We start from the raw sequence: 24,502 nt of genomic DNA, 5'->3' as shown, positions 1-24,502 counted from the left end.
GCGCTCGTGAATCACAACGCGCTGAACCCGAACGCGCTGAACCCGAACGCGCTGAACCCGAACGCCCTCGACCCGATTGCGCTCGCCCCGAACAGACTCGCCTCGAACGCCCTCTCGGCGGCGGTCCGCGCCGCCATCACCCGCCCAGGGGAGCTCGGCGCGATGTCCAGGCAGCTCCTTCAATACATCGTCGGCTGCGCGCTGACCCCGTCGCAGTCGTTCAGGTTCTCGTGGCGCGACGAGCGCGGCGAGCTGCGCGAGGAGGTCTACCAGGGTTACCTCGGGCTCGCGGCGAGCTGGGCCATCGCGCCGCTGAGCGAGTCCCGGGAGCAGTGGGTCTCGGCCTGCGTGGCGTCGCGCGCCAACCGGGCCGGCGTCTCCGTGATGATCTCGTCGCGCGCGGCGCACCTCGCCCTCAGGCACCCGGACGCGAGCGAGGTCGAGTCGTATCCGATCGAGGAAGGCGCGTTCTGGGGCGATCTGTTCGCGACCCCGCCCCGCCTCTATGCCTGCTACAACAAATCCAACGTGGAGAGCTCTCGGGCCCTCAGCAGGGACTGCGCCGCGGGGCTCCCCGAGCCCGGCGGGGGCGTCCGAGAGTGCCCGAACATTCACATCGTGGGCTCATGCGATCTCGCGTGTGACGCGCCCGGCGCGGCCGACGGCTATCGCCCGAGCTGCACCGACGATCGAGGCGAGTCGTGGCCCGCGGTGATTACGACGTTCCTGCCATGAGGCCCCCATGTTGCCCGATGCTCGTCGAGGCGGAAGCGCGGCCCGCTCCGGGGCGCCCACCGCGCGGTGCAGGGAGTGCGGCAGGCGCGTCGCGCACGCGGATCCGGGGTGTCCGGAGCACGGCCCCGTGGTGCGGCAGGCGAGCCCCGAGCCCGGCGCGCCCGGCGGCGCGGACGAGTCCAGCGGCAGCTGGCTCGGCGCGACCGCGGTGCCCAGCATCGAAGGCTACCGGGGCGTCCGGCTCGCCGGCGCAGGCGGGTTCGGGGCCGTGTTCGCGGCCGAGCCCGAGGAGGGCGGCCCGACCGTGGCGATCAAGGTCGCGCGCGTCGACCAGCCGGACGCGAGCGCGCGCCTCGTCAAGGAGATGCGGGCCCTCTACGACGTCGGGCCGCCCCACGTGCCCGCCGTCTACGGGTGCGGCCAGCTCGCCTCGGGCGCGCCGTACTTCGTCATGGAGTACCTCGACGGCCCCACGCTCGCCGACCGCCTCGTGGCGCGCGGGGTCGCCGGGCCGATGCCGGCGCGCGAGGCGTGCGCCCTCGCGCGCTCCGCGCTCCGGGCCCTCGAGGCGATCCACGCGCGCGGCTACGTGCACCGCGACGTCAAGCCGGAGAACATCTTCGTCTCCGGCGCGCCGCTCGCCGCGCGCGCCGGAGCTGGCGGGCACCGCGCCACCATCATCGATCTCGGCCTCGCCGCGGGGCACCGCGAGCCGTCGCCCCGCCTCACCGCCGAGAGCGACGCGCCCGGCACCGCCGAGTACATGGCCCCCGAGCAGTGCGACGGCCGCGGCGACGTCGACGCGCGCGCGGACGTGTACGCCCTCGGCGCCGTGCTGTTCGAGCTGCTCACCGGCAAGCCGCCCTTCTGGGGACCCCCCGCCCTGGTGCGGCAGGACCACCTCAGCCGCCGCCCCCCGCGGCCCTCCCTGATCGCGCCGATCTCGCGCTCGCTCGAGGAGATCGTGCTCCGGTGCCTCGCGAAGGACAGGGGCCAGCGCTTCGCGAGCGCCGCGGCGCTCGGCGCCGCCCTGGAGAGCTTCGAGCGCGGCCAGGAGCGCCGCCCCTCGCGCCTCCGGGGCCCCACCACCGAGCCGCCGCCGCCGAGCGGCCGCAGCGTCGAGCGGCGCGCCGTCGCGCTCCTCTTCTTCGAGGCCGAGCTCGACGTCGTGGCCCTCCAGCGGAGGCTCAGCGCGCTGGGCGGCGAGCTCGCCCACGCCGCGGGCGGCCGCTTCGTCGCCGTCTTCGATCACGCGGACGGCGCGAGCCCGCTGCGCCGCGCGGTGCACGCCGGCCGCGAGCTCGAGCAGCAGCGCGTCCTCTCCCGCGGGCTGCTCGACCTCGCGACCGTGTCCGTCCAGCCGCGGCCCGACGGCACGCGGCGGTTCCTGAGCCCGCTCTTCCACCGGGAGGATCGGCTCGCGGCGGGCGGCCCTCCGGGCCTCACCCTGTCGCCGGCGGCCGCGGCGGCGCTCGGCGACGACGCCTCCCAGACCCCGGGCGACGGCGCCCCCCCGCCAGGACCGGCCTCCGCCGGGCCCGGGCTGGCCGCCGCCCTGCCCGACGCCGACACCGCGTTCGACTCGAGCTCCCAGCCGCTGTTCGGCCGGAGCGACGTGCTCGACGCGCTGGTCGCGGGCGCGCGCGACGCCGTGGCGACCGCGACGCCCACCATCGCCAGCGTCATCGGCGTGGCCGGCCACGGCAAGAGCCGCCTCGCCGGCGCGCTCGCGCAGCGGCTGCGCGCGATCGAGGGGCGCGCCGAGGTGATCGAGCTCCGGACCGGCGAGCCGGTCGCGGGCGGGGCCGATCGCGTCGTCCGGGAGATCCTGCAGCGGGCGCTCGCGCTGCCGTCGTCCCCTCCGGCGGACGGCGGCAGCGCGCTCCTCCGGCGCCGCCTCGCGGGCGCGCAGCAGGCGCGGCTCGGGGCCGCCGTGGCGCTCGCGCTCGGCTGGATCAGCGACGACCCGCTCGCCGAGGAGCGCTACCCCGAGCTCCGCGCGCTCTCCGCGGCGCCCGGCGCGCTCCGCGCCGCGCTCTCCGTGGCCGCCGGCGAGGCCCTCCGCCGGCGCTCGCGCCGGACGCCGCTCTTCGTGGTGCTCGACGACGCGCACGTCGCCGACGACGCGGCGCTCGCCGCGCTCGAGTACGCGGCGCTCGCCGAGGCGCAGGCGCCGCTCTTCATCTGCGCGTTCGGGCGGCCGAGCTTCGAGAGCGCGCGCCCCTCCTTCGGCGAGCGCGCCGCGCGCCGCGAGACCTATCGGCTCGAGGCGCTCGATCGCGAGAGCGCGATCGCCCTGTGCCGGCGGCTGCTCCTGCCCGCGGAGGACGTGCCCGAGCCCGCGGTCGCGCACCTCGTCGAGCGCGCGCAGGGCGTCCCGCTCCTGCTCATCGAGCTCGTGCGCGGCCTCAAGCGGGGGGGCGTCGTGCGCCGGCACCCGCGGGGCGACGCGTGGTACCTCGCCACCGACGAGCTCGATCGGCTCCCCGACATGCCGCTCCTCGACTGGCTGGCCCTCGGCGAGATCGACGCGCTCCCGCCCGCGCTGCAGGCGCACGCGCGGCTCATCGCGCTGCTCGGCCCCGACGTCGCGGTCGCCGAGGTGGCCGGCGTGCTCCACCGGCTCGACGAGCACGGCGAGGCCGACGACCTGCCGCTCGACGCCGCGGTCGCCGTGAAGCGCCTGATCGCCGCGGGCCTCCTCGTCCAGGACCGGCGGGGGCGCATCGGCTTCCGCCACGCGCTGGTCCGCGAGGCGGTGGCCCGCGGCGCGCCCGAGCCGCTCCGCCGGCGCGTCCACCTCGCGGCCTTCAAGCTGCACCGCGACGCCGCGGGCGACGAGGCCGGCGAGCGCGACGCGCCGCACCTCAAGAACGAGCGCCTCATCCCGTTCGCGTACCACGCCGCCCAGGCGGGCCTCGGCGAGATCGCGGAGATCGCCTACCTCACCCTGGCGGAGCGCGCGCGCGCCCGGCACGCCTACCTCGACGCGGAGACGCTCTACAGCCGCGCCCTGGAGCAGCCGATCGAGCCGACGGCCCCGGGCGGAGGCCCGCCCAGCCGCCGCGCGCCGGGCGGGGCGCGCCCCGACCGCGCGGCCGCGCACCGGGGCCGCGGCCTCATGCGCTACCGCCTGGGCCGCTACCACGACGCGCTCGCCGATTTCGCCAGCGCGCGGGCCATCGCGCGGGCGCGCGGCGACGTCCGGGCGCAGATCGACATCCTGCTCGACGAGGCCACGGCGCTCGACTGGATGGACGAGTTCAAGAGCTCCGAGGAGCGCGTCGAGGAGGCGGGCGTGCTCGCCGAGGAGATCACGCTGTCGCCGGCGCTCACCGCGCGCCTCGCGCTCGGCGCCGGGCGCACGCTCCACCGCTTCAGCCGGGAGGAAGAGGCGGCCACCGCGCTCGAGCGCGCGGCGGCGTCGGCCGCCTCGCTCGGCGACGAAGGGTACGAGACGCTCGTCATCTCGCTGCTCATGCTCGGCTTCGTCCTCCAGGGGCTCGGCCGGCTCGACGACGCCGAGGACGCGCTCGGCCGGGCGATCGCGCTCTGCGAGGCGCACCACGACACGCTCCACCTCGGCTCCGTGACGAACAACCGCGCGCTCCTCTGGGCGTGCCGCGGCGACAAGGCCCGGATGATCGCCGACCTCGAGCGGGTGCTCGCGCTCGCGCGCGATCTCGGCCAGAGCGGGCTGGAGCGGGTCGGCGAGTACAACCTCGGCGAGTACCTCTACCTCATGGACGACCTCGCGGCGGCGGGGCCGCACATCGATCGCGCGCTCGAGATCGAGCGGCACCGGCTCTGCGGGGCGTGCCGGCCCGTCGCCTTGCTCCTCAAGGCCCGGTTCCTCTTCTTTTGCGGCGAGCATGCCGAGGCGCGCGCGCTGTTCGAGCAGATGCGCGAGATGCAGGAGCGCGCCCGCGACGAGGGCCAGGCCGACGCGCTGATGGTCCCCTCGGAGGAGGTGCTCTGCGCCATGATCGATCTGGCCACGCAGGACAGGGGCGCCGCGGACGACGCGGCGTGGGACGCGCTCGTGGACCGCTCGGCCCAGAGCTCCGTGGGCCAGGAGCACATCGAGGTCCTCGAGATCCGCGCGGTGACCGCGCTGCGCCGCGGCCGGCTCGCCGCCGCGCGCCGCGCGCTCTCGGCCGCGCTCGCGGCCTCAGCGCGCATCCCGAACGTGATGGGCGACCGGCTGCGCCGCCACGCCGCCGCCATCGCCGAGCGCGAGGCGGCGGAGGCCGCCCTGGATCAGCCGACGCAGCCGGCGTAGGCGAGCCGCGCCGCCGCCCCGTGAAATGTCACTCGGCGGCGGCGAGCGCGAGGGTCTTCGCGTTGTCGGGCACGCACGTCAAGAACCGCTCCCGGAAGGACGCGTCGCTGATCTTCGCCGCGCGGTCGAGCAGGTGCTGGCGCGCGACGGCGAGCGCCTCCGCCGCCTCGCGCGCGGCGCCCGCCGCCGCGAGCGCCTCGGCGTAGGCGAGCCGCACGAGCGACTCGCCCTCCTCGAGCGAGCCCGCCTCCTCGAGCTGCACGAACGCCTCGCGCGCGGCCGGCAGCGCCTCTTCCGGGCGGCCCTGCGCGAGCAGCGCGCGCGAGAGCACCGCCACGGCGGCGGCGCGGAGCGGAGGCGCCACCACCAGCGCCTCGACCGCGGCGCGCGCCTCGCGCTCGGCGGCCGCGGGATCGCCCGACAGGAGCATGATCTTCGCCATGTACGTCAGCGTCACGCCCTCCATGCGCCGGTCGCCCTGCTGCTGGAACGCCGCGGCGGCGCGCTGCTCGAGGAGCTTCGCCTCCTCGAGCTGCCCCAGGTGGGCGATGACGTAGCCGAGGTTCTGGAGCGCGGCCGTCTCCAGGTCGTCGAGGCCCATGCGCTGCGCCCCGGCCAGCGCCGTCCGGAGCTCGGACTCGGCCACCTCGAAGTCGCCGAGCTCGCCGTACAAAAAGCCCAGGTTCGAGCGCGCCGCGCAGGCGTTCCGGCGGTCGCCGGCCTGCTCGAACGCCGCGCTCGCCGCCGTGAACCCGCTCAGCGCGGCCCCGATGTCGCCCCTCGTGTGCGCCCGGATCGCGCGCGCTTGCTGGTATTGGCCCGCCGCCTGCGGCTCGAGCCCGGCGGGCTCGCTCGCGGCCGCCTCGAGCATCTGGATCAGCGCGTCGGCCGCCGTGTAGCGGCCGCCGAAGATCAGGTACATCGCGGCCTCGCACAGGCACATGATCCGCGCGCTGATCGCGCCCGCCGCCTCGGCCGCCCGCGTCGCCCACGCCTCGACGCGATCGAAGTGGCCGAGCTTCCCCTCCGCGATGATCACCTGCCCGATGGCGCGGAACCACGGCGAGCTCCCGGTCCGCACGAGGCTCGCCGCCTCGGTGCCGCGCTGCACGGCGAGCGCCGTCTCCTGTTGCCACAGGGCGATCTCGGCCTCCACGAGCCGCAGCCGCCCGAGCTCCTCGTCGGCCGCCCCGCACTGGACGCCCATCTCGGCGCGCGCGAGCGCGCTCGCCAGATCGTTCGCCTCGAGCGCCTGCTCCGCGGCCCTCCGGTACCACCGCACCGCGCGCGCCGGCTCGCCGCCGCGACGGAAGTGCTCCGCGAGCGCCATCGCGTCGGTGTGCCCGCTGCGCTCGAGCCACTCGCCGGCCAGCTTGTGGCCGAGGGCGCGGTCCGGCTCGGTGAGCATCGCGTACGCGGCCTCGCGCACGATCGCGTGGCGGAACACGTAGTCCGTCGGGATGAGCCACCCCGGCGTCGAGACCGGGGCGATGAGCTCCCGCGCCGCGAGCGCGTCGAGCCACGTCTCGGTCTCCTTCACGCGCGTCGCGCCGCCGAGCAGCGCCGCCACCGCGAGCTTCGAGAAGCGGTCGCCGAAGATGCTCGCGGCCCGCAGCACGCGCTTCGCCTCGTGCCCCTCGGCGTCGAGCCGCGCCTCGACCGTGCCCAGCACCGAGTCGGGCAGCACGTCCCCCTTGCCCGTCGCCACCGCGCGGATGAGCTCCTCCAGGTAGAACGGGTTGCCGTCGGCCCGCTCCACGACCCGGGCCACCGTCTCCGCGGGCGTGTCCTCGCCGAGCGCGCTCCGCACCATGCGCTCGCTCGCCTTGGCGGGCAGCGGCCCGAGCTTGATCGTCTGCACCTCCCGGTCGGTCCACAGCGCGGGGAACTGCTTGCTCACCTCGGGCCGGGCCAGCGCGAGCAGCATGAGCGGCAGGTCCCGGAGGTTCCGGAGCGTCTGATCGATGAGGCGCACGGTCGCCGGATCGCCGAAGTGCAGGTCCTCGAGCACGAGCAGCACCGGCTGCGCCGCGCACTCGGCGGCGAGCCAGTCCTCCCACGCCGCGCGCGTCGCGTCGGCCATGAGCATCGCGTTGTCGCGCGCCGCGCGCAGCCCGCTCGTCTCGCCGTCGGGGAACGGCGTCCGCGAGATCTCGCCCAGGAAGGCCGCGATCCGGCTCAGCGACTCGCCGCTCAGGTGGCGCCCTAGCCGGCGCGTCAGCTTGCGCCGCCGGGCCTCCACCGGCTCGCCCTCGCGCATCCCCGCCGCCTTGTGGATCGCGTCGGCGATGAGGCCGAACGGGGACCCCGCGGCCATCGACTCGGCCCGCCCGGAGAGGATCTCCACCGACCCGAACTGGCGCCGCACCCGGGTGAGGAACTCCAGGCGGAGCCTCGACTTCCCGGACCCCGCCGCGCCGATCACGAGCACCGCGCTCGCCAGCGACTCGCTCACGCACCCGGAGAACACGCCCTCCAGCATGGACAGCTCGCGGATGCGGCCGACCCAGACGCTCGGCTTGCCGAGGAGCACGGGGACGCTCTCGTCGGCCGCCGTCTCGGTCGCGAGGAACGGCCCGTTCTCGTCGGTCTCCACCTTGAGCCGGCCGCCGACCACGCTGGCCGTCACGTCGTCGAGCCGGACCGCCCCGGCGTGCGCGGCCCGCAGGGCGCGCACGCCCCGGTCGATGACGTCGCCCTCGATGAGCTTCGCCGACGACACCCCGCGCCCCGTGGCGACGGCGAGCGGGATGCCGGGGAACCGCGCGCGCAGCGCGAGCGCGCACCGCGCCGCCCGCTCGGCCCGGTCCACCGCGCTCCCGGCGCCGGCGAGGATCGCGATGAGCGAGCCTCGCGAGATCTCCGTGATGTGGGCGCCGTAGGGCTCCACCGCGGCCCGCACCTCCGAGCGCGGCACCGCGGAGCCCGGGCCCTCGCTCGAGAGCTCCTGCAGCACGCTCGAGACGTCCGAGGCGCTCGGCACGCCGCCGGCCGCCGCGACGCTCATCTGCACGTCGTCCGGCTCGCCGGCGAGCACGAGGGACACGAGCCGCTGCTCGCTGCGCGTGAGGAAGCCGTCGGGCCGCGCCGAGCGCATGGTCGCGTCGCGCGGGGAGGCCAGCGTGGCGGGCCGCGGCGTCGCCCAGGTGTCGAGCACCTCCGCGATCTGCGCGAGCTCGACCCCGACGTCGCCGCAGTCGCGCGGCCGGTCCTCGGGGTTCTTCGCCATCATCCGGTCCATGAGCTGCTCCAGCGGCTCCGGGACGTCCGCGCGGACCTCGCGCAGCCGTGGGGTCGTCTGGAACAGGAGCTTGGCGAGCGCCGCCATGACGTGCGCCCCCTCGAAGGCCGGGCGGCCCGCGACGCACTCGTAGAAGACGCACCCGAGCGAGAACACGTCCGCCCGCGCGTCGAGCGCGCCCCCGCCCTCGATCTGCTCGGGCGCGATGTACCCCGGGGTCCCGAGGATCCCGCCCGTGTAGGTGAGCCGCCGAGACTCCCCGTCCGGGCGCGCGATCCCGAAGTCGACGAGCCTGAGCTGGCCGACGTCGCCGGCGACGAGGAAGATGTTGCTCGGCTTGACGTCGCGGTGGATGATCCCGCGCGAGTGCGCGAAGGCGAGCGCGTCCGCGGTCCTGCGCAGCACCGAGAGGCTCTCGGCGAGCGCGAGCTGCCGGCGCGCGAGGCACGCCGCCAGGTCCTCGCCCTCCAGCCACTCCATGGCGAGGTAGTGGTCCCCGGCGCCGGTCCGCCCGTGCGCCACGTACCGCACGATCCCCGGGTGGCTCAGCTCGGCGAGGATCTGCGACTCACGCTCGAACCGCTCGACGTCGAAGGCCTCGCGGCTGTGCAGGACCTTCAGGGCGACCGGGCGGTCGTCGAGGCGGTCGTGCGCGCGAAAGACCGTCCCCATCCCCCCGGCCGCAACCTTCTGCCCGACGACGAAGCGGTTCGCGAGGACGGCGCCGGAATCCACGCCGCCCGATGCTACTCGAGGAAGACGGACACCGAAGCCTTGTAGCGGTCGGTGCCGCGCGGAAAGACGGGGGGACCGCACGGAAGGTCGAGCGGCTCACGATCGCGGCAGTTCAAGAAGCTGCCGTCCGACCTCGGGCCATCGCACACATCCTCACACTTGCCCACGACATCGATCGGGCAGTTCTTGATCGAGGGCCCGCAGACGCGCGGGATCTGCCGCTTGCCCGGCGCCAGGCAGGCGAAGAGGCGCTGCGGCCTCTGGAAGACGTTACCGAAGTAGGTCGCCTCCTCCTCGTCGTATCTCGCCCGCTCCCGCTTCGTGGACGAGAGCGCTTCGTGCTGTCCGCGGAGCGAGATCATGACGTGTTCGCCCCGGTAGTTGACGCGCGCGAGCAGGCACGCGGAGACCCACTCCTGGCACTCTTCATCACACGAGCCACGCTTCGAGCCCCACTCGGGCGCGAGGCCGAGATCCCCCGCGAAGCTGTAGGGCACCCCATCGACCTTGACGTCGAGGCGGGCCTCCTCGGGGAGCGCGCAGCCCACGATGAAGCTGAGGAGCTCCCTCGACTCGGGGGAGCGGAGCGCATCTTTCAACCGCGAATTACCCATCAACGAATTGACGGTCAGCGCGTTGACGGTCAGCGCGTTGACGGTCAGCGCGTTGACGGTCAGCGCATTGACGGTCAGCGCATTGACGGTCAGCGCGTTGACCGTTATGGCCGCCTGCTGGACCTCCTCCACCGCCTCATCGTCCCCTTCGAGCCCGGCAGACGCGACGCAAGCGGCCTGTGAGAACGACACCGCCACGCAAGCGAGGAGAGCGAACTGGCGTGCAGATTCCATAGTACCAATCAGATCTACACCACTCCAGCTATCAAGCTCAATTGATTTATGAACATTTTGCTGGACATCTTTCTCCACACCGCCACGACAGGCGTTACGTAGTCAGGTGCCGGGAGTGGGATAACGCAGAGCGCAGCACTCGGGCGCACCCTGCGTCGGGGGGGAAGCGAAACAGCGCGTGGGTGGGAGATTTACGCCAGCTTCCTGGGCAGCAGCGGAGTGACCAGGTCGGGGCTCGCCTTGCCGCCGGAGCCTTCATGACCTGACCGACGAAGAGCCCGATCCGCTTCGAATTCCCCGCATGGAAGCGGGGAACCTCGCCTGCGTGGCCGGCGATGATCGGGTCGACGACGCGCTCTAGGGCGCCTTCGTCGGCGACCTGCCGGAGCCCTCTCTGCGCGACGATCGCCTTCGTCTTCGGACTACCGCCCTGCTGCATTATCTCAGTGAGGACAGCTTTTCACTCTTCCCGGAAATCGTCTCGTCATCGTCAACGCCCGGTATCCCACGTGTTTCGATGAGGTGTCTGGCCTTCTCGGCCCGCGCCGGGTCGAGCCGCGCGAGGCGCTCCTCGGAGGGCGCGCGCTCGCGCCGAGGCTCCGGCGGCGGCGCCTTCTCGACCGTGGACAGGCTCGGTTCCACCTGACACCCGCTCAGGGCAACCAGCCAACCAGGATTCAAGTTCTCCAGAAAATCCCTTCCCCCCTTCGACCGCGTCGGGCCGCTCGGCCGCGACGAGCCGGTCGTGGAGCCGGGCCTCGGCGGTGAGCGCATGGGCGGCCGAGACCCAGAGCGACGTTCCCTTCGGCTTGCGGCCGTCGGGCGCGTCACCGCTCTTCGTGGGGGCGCTCGTACGTGCGGCGGAGCTCGACGACCTCTCCTGTGGCCTCGTCTCTCACCACGTCGCGACAGGTGACGAACCCGGCGTAGCCGAGCCGCGCCTGCTGCCCGGGCGCGCGCCGGGACCACTTCTTGGGGGGGCGCCGCGGCCGGCAGGCGCGGGCGTGCGCGACGGACGGCGCACGCCCGCGCGGGCGCTCAGAACTGGGCGGCCTCGGTGGACTCGTGGAGGGCCAGCGTGGACGCAGCGCCGCCCGAGATCACCTGAGCGACCTCGTCGAAGTAGCCCGTCCCGACCTCGCGCTGGTGGCGGGTCGCGCTGTAGCCGAACTGCTCGCCGGCGAACTCGGCCTGCTGGAGCTCGGAGTACGCCGCCATCCCCCGGCGCTGGTACTGGCGGGCGAGCTCGAACATGCTGTGATTCAGCGAGTGGAACCCGGCGAGGGTCACGAACTGGAACTTGTACCCCATCGCGCCGAGCTCGCGCTGGAACCGGGCGATCGTCGCGTCGTCGAGGTGCTTCTTCCAGTTGAACGAAGGCGAGCAGTTGTAGGCGAGCAGCTTGCCCGGGAACTGCTTGTGGATCCCCTCCGCGAAGCGCTTCGCCTGATCGAGGTCCGGCGTCGATGTCTCGCACCAGACGAGGTCCGCGTAGGGCGCGTACGCGAGCCCGCGCGCGATGGCCGCCTCGAGGCCGCCCTTCAGCACGAAGAAGCCCTCGGGCGTGCGCTCGCCCGTGACGAACGGCCTGTCGCGCGGGTCGACGTCGGACGTGATCAGCTTGGCGCTGTCGGCGTCCGTGCGGGCCACGAGGACGGTCGGTACGCCCATGACGTCGCTGGCGAGGCGGGCCGCGATCAGCGTGCGGATGAACTGGCTGGTCGGGACGAGGACCTTGCCGCCCATGTGCCCGCACTTCTTCTCGGAGGCGAGCTGGTCCTCGAAGTGAACGCCCGAGGCGCCCGCCTCGATCATGGCCTTCATCAGCTCGAAGGCGTTGAGCGGCCCGCCGAAGCCCGCCTCCGCGTCGGCCATGATGGGCGCGAGCCAGTAGCGCCCCGCCTTGCCCTCGGCGCTCTCGATCTGGTCGGCGCGGAGGAGCGCCTGGTTGATGCGGCGCACGAGCGTCGGGACGCTGTTCGCCGGGTACAGGCTCTGGTCGGGGTACATGGTCCCGGCCTCGTTGTTGTCGGCCGCCACCTGCCACCCGCTCAGGTAGATGGCCTTGAGCCCGGCCCGGACCTGCTGCATCGCCTGGTTGCCGGTGAGGGCGCCGAGCGCCGCCACGTAGGGCTCGGCGTGCATCAGGTTCCAGAGCCGCTTGGCGCCGAGGGTCGCGAGCGTGTAGTCGATACGGACGGTGCCGCGGAGGCGCGCGACGTCCGCCTCGGAGTACGGGCGGACGACGCCGCTCCACCGGCCCGGGACGGTGTCGCTCGGCGGCGCGTGCAGCGAGTCGGCGGAGATCGGCGTGTTCAGCGGGAAAGCAGCGGACATGACTGGGCTCCTAGTGCGTTGGGGTTGGGGGCGGCAGCGGCCGCTGTGTCGACGTCAAACGAAGCGCGCCGGGCGTCACGAGCGCCGCTCTCCGGCGGTGGAGATCAAGAGCTCGTAAGCAGGCAGCGTGAGGAACTCCTCGAAGGTCTCTCCGATCGAGAGCCGCTCGAACAGCGCGCGCGCCTCGGCGAAGCGGCCGCCGTCGAAGCGCGACGGGCCGAGCGCGCCGCGGAGCGCGGCCATCTCGCCGTCCACCGCCGCGCGGAAGCGCTCCACGGTGAGCGGCTGGCCGTCGTCGAGCGTCGCCCCGTGGCGGATCCATTGCCAGACCTGGGTGCGGGAGATCTCCGCGGTGGCCGCGTCCTCCATCAGGTTGTAGAGCGGGACGCAGCCGAGGCCGCTGATCCACGCCTCGAGGTACTGGACGCCGACCCGGATGTTGTGGCGCAGGCCGGCCTCGGTGCGCGCGCCCTCCGGGACGCGCAGCAGGTCGGCCGCCGAGACGCGGACGTCCTCGCGCTTGCGCTCGATCTGGTTCGCAGCGGGCATGTGCGCGTCGAACACCTCGCGCGCGAGCGGCACGAGCCCCGGGTGCGCGACCCAGGTGCCGTCGTGTCCGTCCTTCACCTCGCGCAGCTTGTCGGCGCGCACCTTGTCGAGCGCCGCGCGGTTCGCCTCCGGGTCGCTCTTGATCGGGATCTGCGCCGCCATGCCGCCCATCGCGTGGACGCCGCGGCGGTGGCACGTCTTCACGAGCAGCTGCGTGTACGAGCGCAGGAAATGCTGCTCCATCGTCACCTGCGAGCGGTCCGGCATCACGCAGGCGGGGTCGTTCCGGAGCTTCTTGATGAAGCTGAAGATGTAGTCCCAGCGACCGCAGTTGAGGCCGGCCGAGTGCTGCCGGAGCTCGTGGAGGATCTCGTCCATCTCGAACGCCGCGGGCAGCGTCTCGATGAGGACCGTGGCCTTGATCGTGCCGATGGGGAGGCCGAGCGCCTCTTGCGCGAAAACGAAGACGTCGTTCCAGAGGCGCGCCTCCAGGTGACTCTCCATCTTCGGCAGATAGAAGTAAGGCCCGGTACCGCGGCGGACGAGCTCACGCGCGTTGTGGAAGAAATAGAGTCCGAAATCGAAGAGCCCGCCTGGCAGCGGCTTGCCGTCGAGCTCGACGTGCCTCTCGGGGAGGTGCCAGCCGCGCGGGCGCACGAGCAGCGTCGCCAGCCTGTCTCCGAGGGCGTACCGCTTGCCGGTCGCCGGGTCGTCGTAACGGAGCTCGCGCCGCGCCGCGAGCCTCAGCGCCGCTTGCCCCTCGATGAGGTTCTTCCACGTGGGCGACGTGGCGTCCTCGAAATCGGCCATGAACACGCTCGCGCCCGAGTTCAGCGCGTTGATGATCATCTTGGGATCGACCGGACCCGTGATCTCCACGCGCCGGTCGAGCAGGTCGTCGGGCAGCGGCGCCACCGTCCAGTCGCCCTCGCGCACATCCCGCGTCTCGGGGAGAAAATCGAACCGTTCGCCCGCGTCCAGCCGCTCTTGCACGGCGCGCCGCCGGGCGAGCAGGGCGGGTACCCGGTCAGCGAACTTGCGCCCAAGACCGGAGAGGAAACGAAGGGCCTCTGGCGTGAGGACGGACTCGTCTCCCCCGACCCGAGGAGCGAGCAAGCGGACGCTTGCGGTCTCATGATTCTGGCTCATCCACATCTCCTGCAACGCTGCGCGTCGTTACAAGCAACCTATGTTTGTCGACGAGGTTTCAGCGTCAACTTCGCTCTGAAATGCAGGCGGATAACGATGTAGACGAAAGGGCTTTACAGCGTGTTAACGTGTAAACTATTGTAAATTTCCACCAGGCGAGCTGCGCCTACATTTCATCCAGGTTGTCCTGGTCACGTCGGGAGGGTCCTCATGGCCGATGCACCTCTTCTCGGAGCCAAGGTCCGCGCGCTCCGGCGTCGCGAGCACATGACGCAGGTCGATCTGGCGGAGCGCCTCGGTGTCTCGGCGAGCTATCTGAACTTGATAGAGAACAACCGGCGTCCGCTGACTGCGCCGCTGCTCATCCGGCTCGCCCAGATATTCCAGCTCGACCTCCAGAACTTCGCGTCGGAAGAGGACGTCCGGCTCACGGCCGATCTCCACGAGGTGTTCGGCGATCCCATCTTCGAGAGCCACGGGCTGACGAACGCGGATCTGCGGGAGCTCGTCGCGGCGTCCCCGAACGTCGCGCGCGCGGTGCTCACGCTCTACCGGACCTACGCGACGACGCGCGAATCGCTGGATACGCTGGGAGAGCGGCTGGCGGGGGACGGGTTCGTCGCGGTCGACAACTCGCGTCTACCGTCCGAGGAGGTCAGCGATCTCATCCAGCGCCGGATGAACCATTTCGCGGAGCTCGAGGAAGGCGCCGAGGCGCTCTGGCGCGAGGCGGAGCTCGACGCGGACGACGTCTACCGCGGGCTCGTCCGGTACCTCCACGCGACGCGCGGCATCGAGGTGCGCATCGTCCGGGTCGCGGACGAGCGCCAGGCGATGCGGCGGTACGACCCCGACAGGCGCGTGCTGAGCATCTCCGAGGTGCTGCCGCCCCGGAGCCGCAGGTTCCAGCTCGCGCACCAGCTCGGCCTCCTGACGCAATCGACGGCCATCGACCGCATCCTGCGCGACGAGAACCTCACGACCCCGGAGTCCCGCGCGCTCGCCCGCGTCGCGCTGGCCAACTACTTCGCCGCCGCGATCCTCATGCCGTACCAGCCGTTCCTGGAGGCGGCGCGCGCCGAGCGCTACGACATCGAGCTCCTCGCGCACCGGTTCGGCACGAGCTTCGAGCAGGTGTGCCACCGGCTGACGACGCTCCGCCGGCCGGGCGCCGAGGGGGTGCCGATGCACATGGTCCGCATCGACATCGCGGGCAACATCTCGAAGCGCTTCAGCGGCTCCGGCATACGGTTCGCGCGGTTCAGCGGCGCGTGCCCCCGCTGGAACGTCCACGCCGCCCTGATGACGCCCGGCATGATCCGGATCCAGCTCTCGCAGATGCCCGACGGCGCCGTCTACTTCTGCATCGCGCGCACCGTGCGCAGCGACCGCGGCGGCTACCACGTCCCCCACACGGTGCAGTCGATCGGCATGGGCTGCGACGTCCGCTATGCCCGCGAGCTCGTCTACGCCGACGGGATCGACCTGGACAACATCGGCGCGGCCGTGCCCGTCGGCGTCACGTGCCGGACCTGCGAGCGCCTCGACTGCGCCCAGCGCGCGCTGCCGGCGCTGCAGCACCCGCTCCGCCTCGACGAGAACCGGCGGGGCGTCTCGTTCTACGCGTCAGTCGACAAGTGAGGCGACAAGTGAGGCGACAAGTGCGGCGAGCCCGCGGCCGCCCTGCTCCGCGCGCCGGGGTGGCCGGCGCGCGGCGCGGGACCGCCGGCGGCCCGCTCAGCTGGGCCGCCCGAGCAGCTGGTTGAGCGTGGCCACGAGCCGGGCCACGTCGATGGGCTTGACCATGTGCGCGTGAGCGCCGGCCGTCCGGCTCTTCTCGCGATCGTCGTCCCCGCCGAATCCGCTCACGACGATCACCGCCCGCGGCCTGTCCACGAGCGACGCGACAAGCTCGACGCCGCTGCCGTCGGGGAGCGACACGTCCGTCACCAGGGCGTCGACCGCGCTCGCGGCGAGCGTCGAGCGCCCTTCCTCGCACGAGCGCGCCACGAGCACGCGGAAGCCGCGGCGGCGGAGCGCCATGCCGAGCAGCGCCGCCGTGTCGTCGTCGTCGTCGAGCACCAGCACCTGCGGCAGCTCCGCGCTCATCAGGCCCCCGCCTTGCGATCGGCCGCGTTCAGCGGCCACTCCAGGGTGATCTGCGTCTCCGCGCCGACGCGGTCGGCCCGCGCCTCGCCGCCGTGCGCCTTGAGCACGCCGTCGATCACCCGGACGGGCAGCCCGCCGTCGGCGAGCGGATCCGCGTCCGGCGCGAGCGCCGCCTCGAAGAGCTTCTCCACCGAGGCCGCGCTCGAGTCGCTCGTCACCACCACCCGCGCGCGATCGCCGTGGGCCGCGAGCGCAACGACGACCCGCGCGCGGGCGACGTTCAGGGCGAGCATGAGCGCGTCCGAGAGCGCCGCGGTCATCGACGCGGCGTGCGCGAAGCCGCGCACAGGGACGAGGTCGAGCGCCACCGTGACGTCGCGCCGCCCGTAGACGAACGACGCCTCCGCGACGGCCTTCTGGACGAGCGCCTCGAGGTCGAGCGGCTGCGCCGGGGCGTCGAGCTGCCGCGACAGCTCGGACGCGGCGGTGTAGCGGTCGGCGAGGCGCAGCAGGCGGCGCACGCCCCGCCGCGCCATGGTGAAGTACGCCGCGTTCTGGGCGGTGGCCTCGCCCCCGAGGACGCTCTCCAGCTCGTTGAGCGCCGTGGCCACCACCCCGGCGGGCCCGCGCACGTCGTGCCCCGCGCGCGCGAACAGCCTGTAAATCGAGTCGGACAGCGCCTTTTCGCTCATTCGTTACGCCTCGCCTCGCGTCCCGCCTCAGCTCAACGAGGAGCTCGCCGAGCCCGGCGAAGAGGCCGCCTTGTCCTTGTCCGGGCCCTCGTCCCCGCCCGAGCCGTCCTGCTCCCCGTAGCGCTCCAGCTTGCGGTAGAGCGTCCGCCGATCGAACCCGAGCATCTGGGCGGCGCGCGATTTGTTGCCGCCGACGAGCGCGAGCACGCGCTTGATGTAGCGCTTCTCGAGCTCGTCCATCGTCATGATCTCCGCCGGCTCGTCGACGGCGACGACGAAGCGGTCCGGCCGGTAGGCCTGGACCTTCTCCGGCAGGTCCTCGACCGTGATCTGCTCGAAGCGCGCCAGCGCCACCGCGCGCTCGATGCTGTTCTCGAGCTCGCGCACGTTGCCCGGCCAGTTGTACGCCGTGAGCTTCTCCGCGGCCGCGGTCGAGAGCGAGAGCACGCCCTTGCTGCTGCGGGACGAGAACTTCTCGAGGAAGTGCATCGCGAGGTGGAGCACGTCGGTGCCGCGCTCCCGCAGGGGCGGCAGGTCGATCTTCACGACGTTGACCCGGTAGTAGAGGTCCTCGCGGAACCGCTTCTCGTACACCTCGGTCTCGAGATCGCGGTTCGTCGCCGTCACGATGCGGGCGTCGAAGGGGATCTCGGCGTTCGAGCCCACCGGCCGCACCTTGCGCTCCTGCAGCGCGCGGAGCAGCTTCGGCTGGACCTCGAGCGGCATCTCGCCGATCTCGTCGAGGAAGATGGTGCCGCCGCTGGCCTCCAGGAACAGGCCGGTGCGCTGGGTCTTGGCGTCGGTGAAGGCGCCGCGCGCGTGGCCGAAGAGCTCGCTCTCGAGGAGCGCCTGGGGCACCGCGGCGCAATTGACCGCCACGAAGGGGCCGGACCGGCCGCTGGCCTCGTGGATCGCCCGCGCGATGAGCTCCTTGCCGGTGCCCGTCTCGCCGTGCACGAGGACCGAGGCGTCGCTCCGCGCGACGCGGCCGATCAGATCGTAGACGCGCTTCATCGCAGGGCTTCGCCCGACGAGGCCCTTGGTCTGCTGGACGTCGTGGGCCGCCTCGCGCAGGCGCTTCACCTCCGAGCGGAGGCGCCTGTGCTGGACGGCGCGCGAGACCGTCAGGCCGAGGAGGTTCGCGTCGAGCGGCTTCGTGACGAAGTCGAACGCCCCGGCGCGCATGGAGGAAATGGCGGTCTCCATGCTCCCGAGCGCCGTCATGACGATGACGAGCATGTCGGGGCGGGCGCCGAGGATGCGCTCGCAGAGCTCCAGGCCGCTCATCTCGCTCATACCGACGTCGGTCAACACGACGTCGAAATCGTCCTCGCTCACCAGCTCGAGCGCGCTCTTGGCCGAGGTGCGCGCCGCGACGGAGAACTCCTGCCTCTTGAGGAGGGCTTCGACCAGATCACACGTCGCTTCGTCGTCGTCGACGACGAGTATCCTGCCGCTCATCGCGTGTCCTTCCCCGGCAGCTCTTCTAAAGGTCGACCGCTGCCTGCACTTGCAGGGAACGTGCCACGGAGAGTTCGCGCCATCAAGCCCAGTCCGCTCCTCGCTGACGTCCTTCCAACGTGACGTTTCGCCACAGGTGCGCGTTCTTGCCCCATCCTGGATGGCACCGGCCGCGCGCAGCGGCCGAGCGGTCCGCCGCCGACGGGGGCCAGTCAGCGCCGCTGCGCTGGAGGCGCCACGGCCGGTGGGGGCTCACCGACCCGCCGTTCCTCCGTGGATCGGCGCGAGCCGGCGGCGCGCCTCGTCGGGGCGCGTGCCGCGCCTCCGGCGGGTCACGCGGGGCGAGGGGCCGCTACCGAGGCATCGCCGCGGTCCCCCGCGGACCGGCGCCTCTCTCGATCAGACGGCGCCGCCTGAAGGCAACAGCCGAGTTCGCCCGGGCTCCGGAAGCCATGGCGAGAGGCGAAATTCCACATCGATATTCCCTGTCCGGTGTCCAGCGTCTCTTCGCATCCGGAATGAACCTAATCGGCACGGTGATTGCTTGAGTGCGCCTCATGCAGAAGAGGGGGCGGGAGGGGGGCTCCCGCGCTCGCGGGCCTCGTCGCTGACGCTGCGCGACGGCGCGATATCACCCCGCTGAAGCTCGGCGCGCCGCCGCGGGCCCTCGCCCTCAGCCGCTGCGTGAGCTGGTCGCGAGCGAGCGAGCGTGACGAGCTCCTTTCCACCTCGATGAACGGCGGCCCAGCCACCTCGATGAACAACAACCCGACGTCCGGTCCTTGAGAGGAGAATGCATGAAGGCGACACAGCTCTTGAAGGGGCAACACCGCGAAGCCGAGAGGCTGTTCGATCTGGCCCTCTCGACCACAGGCGATGTCCGGGGAGCGACGGACGAGCTGACCAAGCACCTCCTCGCCCACATGCTCGCCGAGCAGGTGGTCCTCTTCCCGGAGCTGCTCGCCGTCGAGCCGGACCTCATCGGCGGAGCTTGCGAGGAGCATACGGTCACGCGGTTCGAGATCCGCCGCGTCGTCGGCACGGCGCCGGAGGACCCGAGCTTCCAGGCCAGGCTGGCCACCCTGAGGGAGCTCGTCACGCACCACGCCGAGGAGGAGGAGCGGGACCTCTTGCCGAGGATCGAGGCGGAGCTGACCGAGGACACGAACGAGCGCCTCGGCCGGCAGATGCTGGAGCTCTTCGAGGCGCTCATCGCCCACTCCCGCCGCCCCCACGCCTCGAGCCACGCCCCGCTCCGCACGGCGAGGGCGGCCTGACGGCCGGCGCCCTCCTCCGGCGGGCGGCGGTGGATCAGGGGCCGGTCGCGGGCGCGTCGCCGGGGCCGGTCGGGCCGCCGTGCGCGGGTCCATATCCATGGGACTCGCCGTAGCCGAGATCCTCGGGGACCATGGGGTCCGCCGGGCTCGACGGAGCGGTCGAGGCGGGGCTCCGCGCGTCGTTCGTGACGAGCTCGTAAACGCCGCGCTCGAGCTCCACCTCGTCGAGGGCCGAGCCGCAGGCCCGGCAGGGCGTGGCCGCCGTCGACACGAAGACGTACCGGCGGCCACAGGCTTTGCATCGGAGCTCGCGGATCATCGCTGCTCACCCGGTTCAGCTGGGTTGACCTCGCCGCGCAGCTTCCTCGGCTTCGCGCAGCTCGCCGCCCTCGGGTCCGTCGAGCGCGCGGGCGGCCTCCTCGGCGTGCTCCTTGATCTTGCCGGCCTTCACCGACTTCTCCACCCCTTCTCGGTAACGCCGATCGGCCGTGCGGTTGCCCTCTCCCTCGATGTCCGCCGACGGGGTCTGCTGAGTCGCCTTCTGATTCGCCATCATGTCCTCCTCGTGTCGAGCCTTGCTGGGCCCAGGCGAGCCTGCATCAAACGCGCCGCTTCACCGCCTGGATCGCGCGATCCAGCTCCTCCACGCGCTGGTAGACGCCTTGTTTCACCCGGTCGAGCGTCTCGCCGGTCGCCGTGTCGAGGTCGCGCAGGCTCCTGCGGACCGCCTCCGACTTGTCCTCCACGTCCTTCATCAGCCTGCCGACCTCGTCCTTGGGCAGCTTCTTCTCGGCCTTTTCGCGGAGCTCGACGGCATCCTTCTCGAGATCCTCGATCCTGCGCGACGTGGACGCGCGCACGTCCGCGCGCGCCTTCGCCAGCTCCGCCTCGGCCTCTGCGGTCTTCTCCTGGGCCTCGACGGCGGCGTTGTTGAGCTTCTCCGCGGCCTCGCGGAGCGCGTCGTCGGTGGCCCGCTCGGCCTTCTGGTCGATCTCGGCGACCTTCTTGTCGAGCTCGGTGGCGACCTCCGCCGCCTTCTGCTGCGCCTCGCGCTGCGCGCGCTCGGCCTTGGTTTGCGCGTCCGCCGTGGGAGACTCGCAGCCCACGACGGCGCTCATGACGATGGCGATAGGCAGGAATGTTCGGACGGTCAACATGATGATCTCCTCTGGTCTGGGGTCGACGCGCGACCTCGCGTCCGGGCGAGCGCCCGGCGCGTCACGGTCGCCCTACCGACGCCGCCCGAGATGGGCCTCATGGCGCGATAGATGGGTCGATCCGCGGGCATTGCGACAGACGTGCCATGCGGAAGCATGGATACCGCTCGTCCTGGCGAGGCATGTCGCCCCGATCGTGGCCTCCGAGCACGTGCGATCCGCGTGGCGTCAGGTCGGGGCGCGTCGGCCGAGCGCGAGGGAGACGACCGCCAGGATGAGGAAGATGACGAAGAGCAACTTCGCCACCGAAGCGGCGCTCGCCGCGAGGCCGCCGAAGCCGAGGATCGCAGCGATGATCGCCACGACGAAGAACGCGACACTCCAACTGAGCATGACAACCTCCTCATCGGGTGAATGACTGGGTGAATGACTGGGTGAATCACTGGGTGGATCACTGTGTCGATCGGTGTTCCAGCGCTTCGATGCTGCGTTGTTGCAGCGATTGCAGCGGTTACGTCGTTACCGCGTTACGGCGTTACGGCGTTGCAGCCGACGTGCCGCGACATCGCGAGTTCCCCGGATCCGCGGAGCGCCCGGGCGCCCCGGCGGCTCGCTGCAGATGCCGACGCGCGACACGGGCAGGCGGGGGAGCTGCGGCAAATTGCCTCACTCGTGACGTCGCGCACCGCGCATCCTCTCGTTCATCGGCTGGCCGATCTCGGCACAACGCTTGCTCGCGCCTGGGCTTGTACTGGCGAGGTGGAAGTCAGGCTCAGCTCAAGGCCGGTGTCGAGATCGACGCCGACGGAGAGCCGGCCGCGGCTGTCTCAGGAGGGTGGCGGCCGGCCGTCCGAGGCGGGGTGAGCCGCGCTGGCAGTGCGCCTTGTGGCGCTCGGTCAGCTCTCCGAAGATACCGTGCTCGCCGATGCCACCCGCGCCGCCGATCGCCCACCATCGCTCGCCGCTCGCTGCCCAGGCCCCCTGACGGCGACGTCTGCCGAGGTCGGGCTCCCGACGCGAACGATCCGATCATGACGATCCCGCTCTCCACGCTCATCAGGACCCGCCGCGAGGCCATCATCGAGCGGTTCGTGGGCGAGCTGCGCAAGCGAAGCGCGGCGGTGCGCAACATGCCGAAGCCGCTCATCATCAACTCGCTGCCGAGCTTCCTCGACGAGGTGGCCGCCAGCCTGGAGCAACGCGCGTCGACGGCCGGCAGCAAGGAGGCCGCGCGCGAGCACGGCGAGATGCGCTGGGAGCACGGGCTCGACCTGGGCGTGATGGTCCGCGAGTACGGCGTCCTCCTGCAATCCATCCTCCGCGAGCTGGAGGAGGCCGGGATCACGCCGGATCTGCGGGAGATCGAGGCGCTCTCCGAGCGCGTGGACGCGGGCATCGCCCAGGCGGTGAGCGAGCACGCCCGGCTCCAGCTGGAGGCGATCGAGACCGAGCGCAGGCGCACCGAGATCGAGCGAGGCAGGAGCGGCTCGCTGCTCTCGCAGGCGCCCGCGCCGATCTGCTTCCTCAAGGGCGCGACGCTCGTGTTCGAGCTCGCGAACCCGCTCTTCTGCCGCATGGTCGGCCGCGACGATCTCCTCGGCAAGCCGCTCGTCGAGGCGGTCCCGGAGCTGCGCGGGCAGCCGCTGCACGCGCAGCTCGAGGCCGTCCTGGCGAGCGGCGAGCCGAGCGTGGCGAGCGAGATCCCGGTGCGGATCACGCGCTGGACCGGCGAGACGGTCGAGCGGCTGTACAACGTCCTGTGCAAGCCGGTGCACGACGTGGGCGGCGCCGTGGAGGGCGTCATGGTGACGGCGTTCGACGTGACCGAGCAGATCGGCGCGCGCCGGAAGGCGGAGCGGCTCGCGCTCGAGCTCCAGCAGAGCGTGGCCCAGCGCCTGCGCGCGGAGCAGGCGCTCCGCGTGAACGAGGAGCGCTTCCGCAAGGCGCTCCGGGGGTCGCCGGTCATGGTGTTCACCCAGGACCGGGACCTGCGCTACACGTGGATGCACAACTCGTTCGGCAAGTCCGAGCGCGAGGTGCTCGGGAAGACCGACGGGGAGGTGCTGGAGGACCCGGAGGCCGCGAGGTCGCTCGATCGGACGAAGCGCGACGTGCTCGCCAGCGGCGTCGGCCAGCGGCGCGAGATCGCGGTGCGCGCCGGCGGGCGCACCCAGCACATCGACGTCTCTATCGAGCCGCTGGCCGATGATACGGGCGAGATCGTCGGCATCACCTGCACGGCGACGGACATCACCGAGCGGAAGTCGATCGAGCAGGCGCTGCGGGCGAGCGAGGCGAGGTTCCGCACCGTGCAGGAGGCGTCGCCCGACGGGTTCATGATGCTGCGCAGCGTGCGCGACGCGTCCGGGGCGATCTCCGACTTCGAGTGGGTCTACGTGAACCCGGCCACGGGGCCGATCGTCGGGGGCCGGGGCAAGGATCTGGAGGGCAAGCGGCTCCTTGTCGAGGTCCCTGGCAGCGCGCTCGCGAGCGCGTTCGACGCGTGCGCGCGCGTCGTGGAGACCGGGGAGCCCGCCCGGGTCGAGCTCTTCTGCGCGCACGAGGGCGCGCCGCGGACGTTCCGCGCCATCGCGGTGGCGCTGGGCGACGGCGTCGGCCTCTCGTTCCACGACATCACGGAGCAGAAGCGCGCCGACGCCGAGCGCGCCCAGCTCCTCGACCAGGAGCAGCGCGCGCGCCAGCACGCCGAGCAGCTGAACCGGCTCAAGGACGAGTTCCTCGCGACGGTGTCGCACGAGCTCAGGACGCCGCTCCAGTCGATCCTGGGCTGGGCGCGGATCCTCCGGACGGGCGAGGTGGACGCCGAGTCGCTCGAGCGGGGGCTCGCCACGATCGAGCGCAACGCGAAGGCGCAGTCGCAGCTCATCGAGGACGTCCTCGACGCCTCGACGATCCTCGCGGGGAAGCTGCAGCTCCGGACCGATCCGGTCGACGTGCGGCAGGTGCTCGCCACGGCGCTCGACCTGGTGCGCCCGGCGGCGCTGGCGAAGGGCGTCGCGGTCGACGCCTCCGTCGCCGACGACGTGGGCATCTTCCTCGGCGACGCGGAGAGGCTCCAGCAGGTCGTCTGGAACCTGCTCGCGAACGCGGTGAAGTTCACGCCGTCCGGGGGCCAGGTGCGGGCCCTCGCCCGGCGCGTCGAGGCGACGCTCGAGGTCGAGGTGGAGGACAACGGCGAGGGCATCCCGCAGAGCTTCCTGCCGTTCCTGTTCGAGCGGTTCCGGCAGGCGGACGGGGGGATGACCCGGGCCCACGGCGGGCTCGGGCTCGGCCTCGCCATCGTGCGTCACCTGGCGGAGGCCCAGGGCGGCAGCGTGCACGCCGAGAGCGACGGAGAGGGCAAGGGCGCGCGCTTCCGGGTCCGGCTGCCGATCCGCGCCGACGCGCCCGCGGCGCCGCCGTCCCCGCAGCGCCGGGGCGGCGAGGCGCCGGGGGGCGCCGCGCGGCGCGTGCTCGAGGGCATCCGGGTCCTCGTGGTCGACGACGAGACCGACGCCCGCGAGCTGCTCGGCATCATCTTCGTGCGCGCCGGCGCGACGGTGAGCGAAGCGGCCTCGGCGGGCGCGGCGCTCGAGGCGCTCCGCATGGGCGAGTTCGACGTGCTCGTGAGCGACATCGGCATGCCGGGCGAGGACGGTTACGCGATGATGCGGCGGCTGCGCGCCCTGGGGGCCGACGTCCCCGCGAGCGGCATACCGGCGCTCGCGCTCACCGCGTACACGCGCATGGAGGACCGCCGCCAGGCGATCGCCGCCGGCTTCCAGATGCACCTGGCCAAGCCCATCGAGCCGAACAGCCTGGTGACCGCGGTCGCGCACCTCGTCGGCCGCGCCGGCACGCGTGGTGGCTGGCCGTAGCCCCTGCGCGCGGCCTGCGGTTGATGCTATCAACGAGCCTCCGCTTTGCCCC

17 protein-coding genes are annotated in these 24,502 nt (G+C 72.5%); 5 read left to right on the top strand and 12 right to left on the bottom strand.

The features are described 5' to 3' along the window. Positions 1 to 6: 6 nt before the first annotated feature. A complete protein-coding gene (locus WMF22_RS48005) occupies positions 7 to 735 on the top strand; it encodes a hypothetical protein (protein WP_438034107.1) in 729 nt (242 codons plus the stop codon). A gap of 7 nt (positions 736 to 742) precedes the next feature. Beyond that, positions 743 to 5,017, top strand: a complete 4,275-nt coding sequence (locus tag WMF22_RS48000) for a serine/threonine-protein kinase (protein WP_438034106.1) — start codon at positions 743 to 745, stop codon at positions 5,015 to 5,017. A 28-nt stretch (positions 5,018 to 5,045) separates the two neighbouring features. On the opposite strand, the gene WMF22_RS47995 is transcribed toward WMF22_RS48000, so the two are convergent. The 5 genes from WMF22_RS47995 to aceB form a co-directional block, all read right to left on the bottom strand. Then, entirely contained in the window at positions 5,046 to 8,993 is a 3,948-nt protein-coding gene (locus tag WMF22_RS47995; RefSeq protein ID WP_437296519.1) for a serine/threonine-protein kinase, read from the bottom strand. 11 nt (positions 8,994 to 9,004) lie between these two features. Next, positions 9,005 to 9,841: a hypothetical protein gene (locus WMF22_RS47990; RefSeq protein WP_438034105.1), complete on the bottom strand. Its 837-nt coding sequence runs from the start codon at positions 9,839 to 9,841 to the stop codon at positions 9,005 to 9,007. A 94-nt stretch (positions 9,842 to 9,935) separates the two neighbouring features. After that, on the bottom strand, positions 9,936 to 10,280 hold the full coding sequence (locus tag WMF22_RS47985; RefSeq protein WP_437296517.1) for a hypothetical protein: 345 nt from the start codon (positions 10,278 to 10,280) through the stop codon (positions 9,936 to 9,938). Positions 10,281 to 10,879: 599 nt separating this feature from the next. Beyond that, a complete protein-coding gene (gene aceA, locus WMF22_RS47980) occupies positions 10,880 to 12,178 on the bottom strand; it encodes an isocitrate lyase (protein WP_437296516.1) in 1,299 nt (432 codons plus the stop codon). 75 nt (positions 12,179 to 12,253) lie between these two features. Next, positions 12,254 to 13,876, bottom strand: coding sequence for a malate synthase A (gene aceB / locus WMF22_RS47975; RefSeq protein ID WP_438034104.1), 1,623 nt, complete (start codon positions 13,874 to 13,876; stop codon positions 12,254 to 12,256). Between the two features lie 210 nt (positions 13,877 to 14,086). Here aceB and WMF22_RS47970 point away from each other — a divergent pair, with 210 nt between their 5' ends. Further along, complete coding sequence (locus tag WMF22_RS47970) at positions 14,087 to 15,517, top strand: helix-turn-helix domain-containing protein (RefSeq protein ID WP_437296514.1); 1,431 nt, start codon at positions 14,087 to 14,089, stop codon at positions 15,515 to 15,517. A gap of 96 nt (positions 15,518 to 15,613) precedes the next feature. Here WMF22_RS47970 and WMF22_RS47965 read toward each other — a convergent pair whose 3' ends face one another. From WMF22_RS47965 to WMF22_RS47955, 3 genes are read right to left on the bottom strand one after another with little or no spacing between them, the layout of a single operon-like run. Continuing rightward, complete coding sequence (locus tag WMF22_RS47965; RefSeq protein WP_437296513.1) at positions 15,614 to 15,985, bottom strand: response regulator; 372 nt, start codon at positions 15,983 to 15,985, stop codon at positions 15,614 to 15,616. Then, positions 15,985 to 16,677, bottom strand: coding sequence for a histidine kinase (locus WMF22_RS47960; protein ID WP_437296512.1), 693 nt, complete (start codon positions 16,675 to 16,677; stop codon positions 15,985 to 15,987). Before WMF22_RS47960 ends, WMF22_RS47965 begins: the two co-directional genes overlap by 1 nt. 27 nt (positions 16,678 to 16,704) lie before the next feature. Beyond that, positions 16,705 to 18,138: a sigma-54-dependent transcriptional regulator gene (locus WMF22_RS47955; RefSeq protein ID WP_272096441.1), complete on the bottom strand. Its 1,434-nt coding sequence runs from the start codon at positions 18,136 to 18,138 to the stop codon at positions 16,705 to 16,707. A 797-nt stretch (positions 18,139 to 18,935) separates the two neighbouring features. Here WMF22_RS47955 and WMF22_RS47950 point away from each other — a divergent pair. Beyond that, positions 18,936 to 19,415 carry a hemerythrin domain-containing protein gene (locus WMF22_RS47950; protein ID WP_437296511.1) on the top strand — a complete coding sequence of 160 codons (480 nt, stop codon included), beginning with the start codon at positions 18,936 to 18,938 and terminating at the stop codon, positions 19,413 to 19,415. Positions 19,416 to 19,449: 34 nt separating this feature from the next. Here WMF22_RS47950 and WMF22_RS47945 read toward each other — a convergent pair whose 3' ends face one another. The 4 genes from WMF22_RS47945 to WMF22_RS47930 all read right to left on the bottom strand — a co-directional run bounded on the left by WMF22_RS47945 (position 19,450) and on the right by WMF22_RS47930 (position 20,965). Continuing rightward, positions 19,450 to 19,734 (bottom strand): hypothetical protein, encoded by a 285-nt coding sequence (locus WMF22_RS47945; protein ID WP_012241329.1) that lies wholly within the window; start codon positions 19,732 to 19,734, stop codon positions 19,450 to 19,452. A gap of 15 nt (positions 19,735 to 19,749) precedes the next feature. Beyond that, positions 19,750 to 19,971, bottom strand: coding sequence for a hypothetical protein (locus WMF22_RS47940; protein ID WP_437296510.1), 222 nt, complete (start codon positions 19,969 to 19,971; stop codon positions 19,750 to 19,752). A gap of 43 nt (positions 19,972 to 20,014) precedes the next feature. Then, positions 20,015 to 20,572, bottom strand: a complete 558-nt coding sequence (locus WMF22_RS47935; protein ID WP_437296509.1) for a hypothetical protein — start codon at positions 20,570 to 20,572, stop codon at positions 20,015 to 20,017. A gap of 228 nt (positions 20,573 to 20,800) precedes the next feature. After that, positions 20,801 to 20,965 (bottom strand): DUF1328 domain-containing protein, encoded by a 165-nt coding sequence (locus WMF22_RS47930; protein ID WP_437296508.1) that lies wholly within the window; start codon positions 20,963 to 20,965, stop codon positions 20,801 to 20,803. A 638-nt stretch (positions 20,966 to 21,603) separates the two neighbouring features. Here WMF22_RS47930 and WMF22_RS47925 point away from each other — a divergent pair. Continuing rightward, positions 21,604 to 24,450 carry a PAS domain-containing hybrid sensor histidine kinase/response regulator gene (locus WMF22_RS47925; protein WP_438034103.1) on the top strand — a complete coding sequence of 949 codons (2,847 nt, stop codon included), beginning with the start codon at positions 21,604 to 21,606 and terminating at the stop codon, positions 24,448 to 24,450. The last annotated feature ends 52 nt before the right edge of the window (positions 24,451 to 24,502 follow it).

It is taken from the genome of Sorangium sp. So ce204, assembly GCF_051526795.1.
In the GTDB taxonomy this organism is placed as follows: domain Bacteria; phylum Myxococcota_A; class Polyangia; order Polyangiales; family Polyangiaceae; genus Sorangium; species Sorangium cellulosum_B.
The sequence above is the reverse complement of the archived record's forward strand: the minus strand, read 5'-3'. Positions and strand labels throughout refer to the sequence as shown.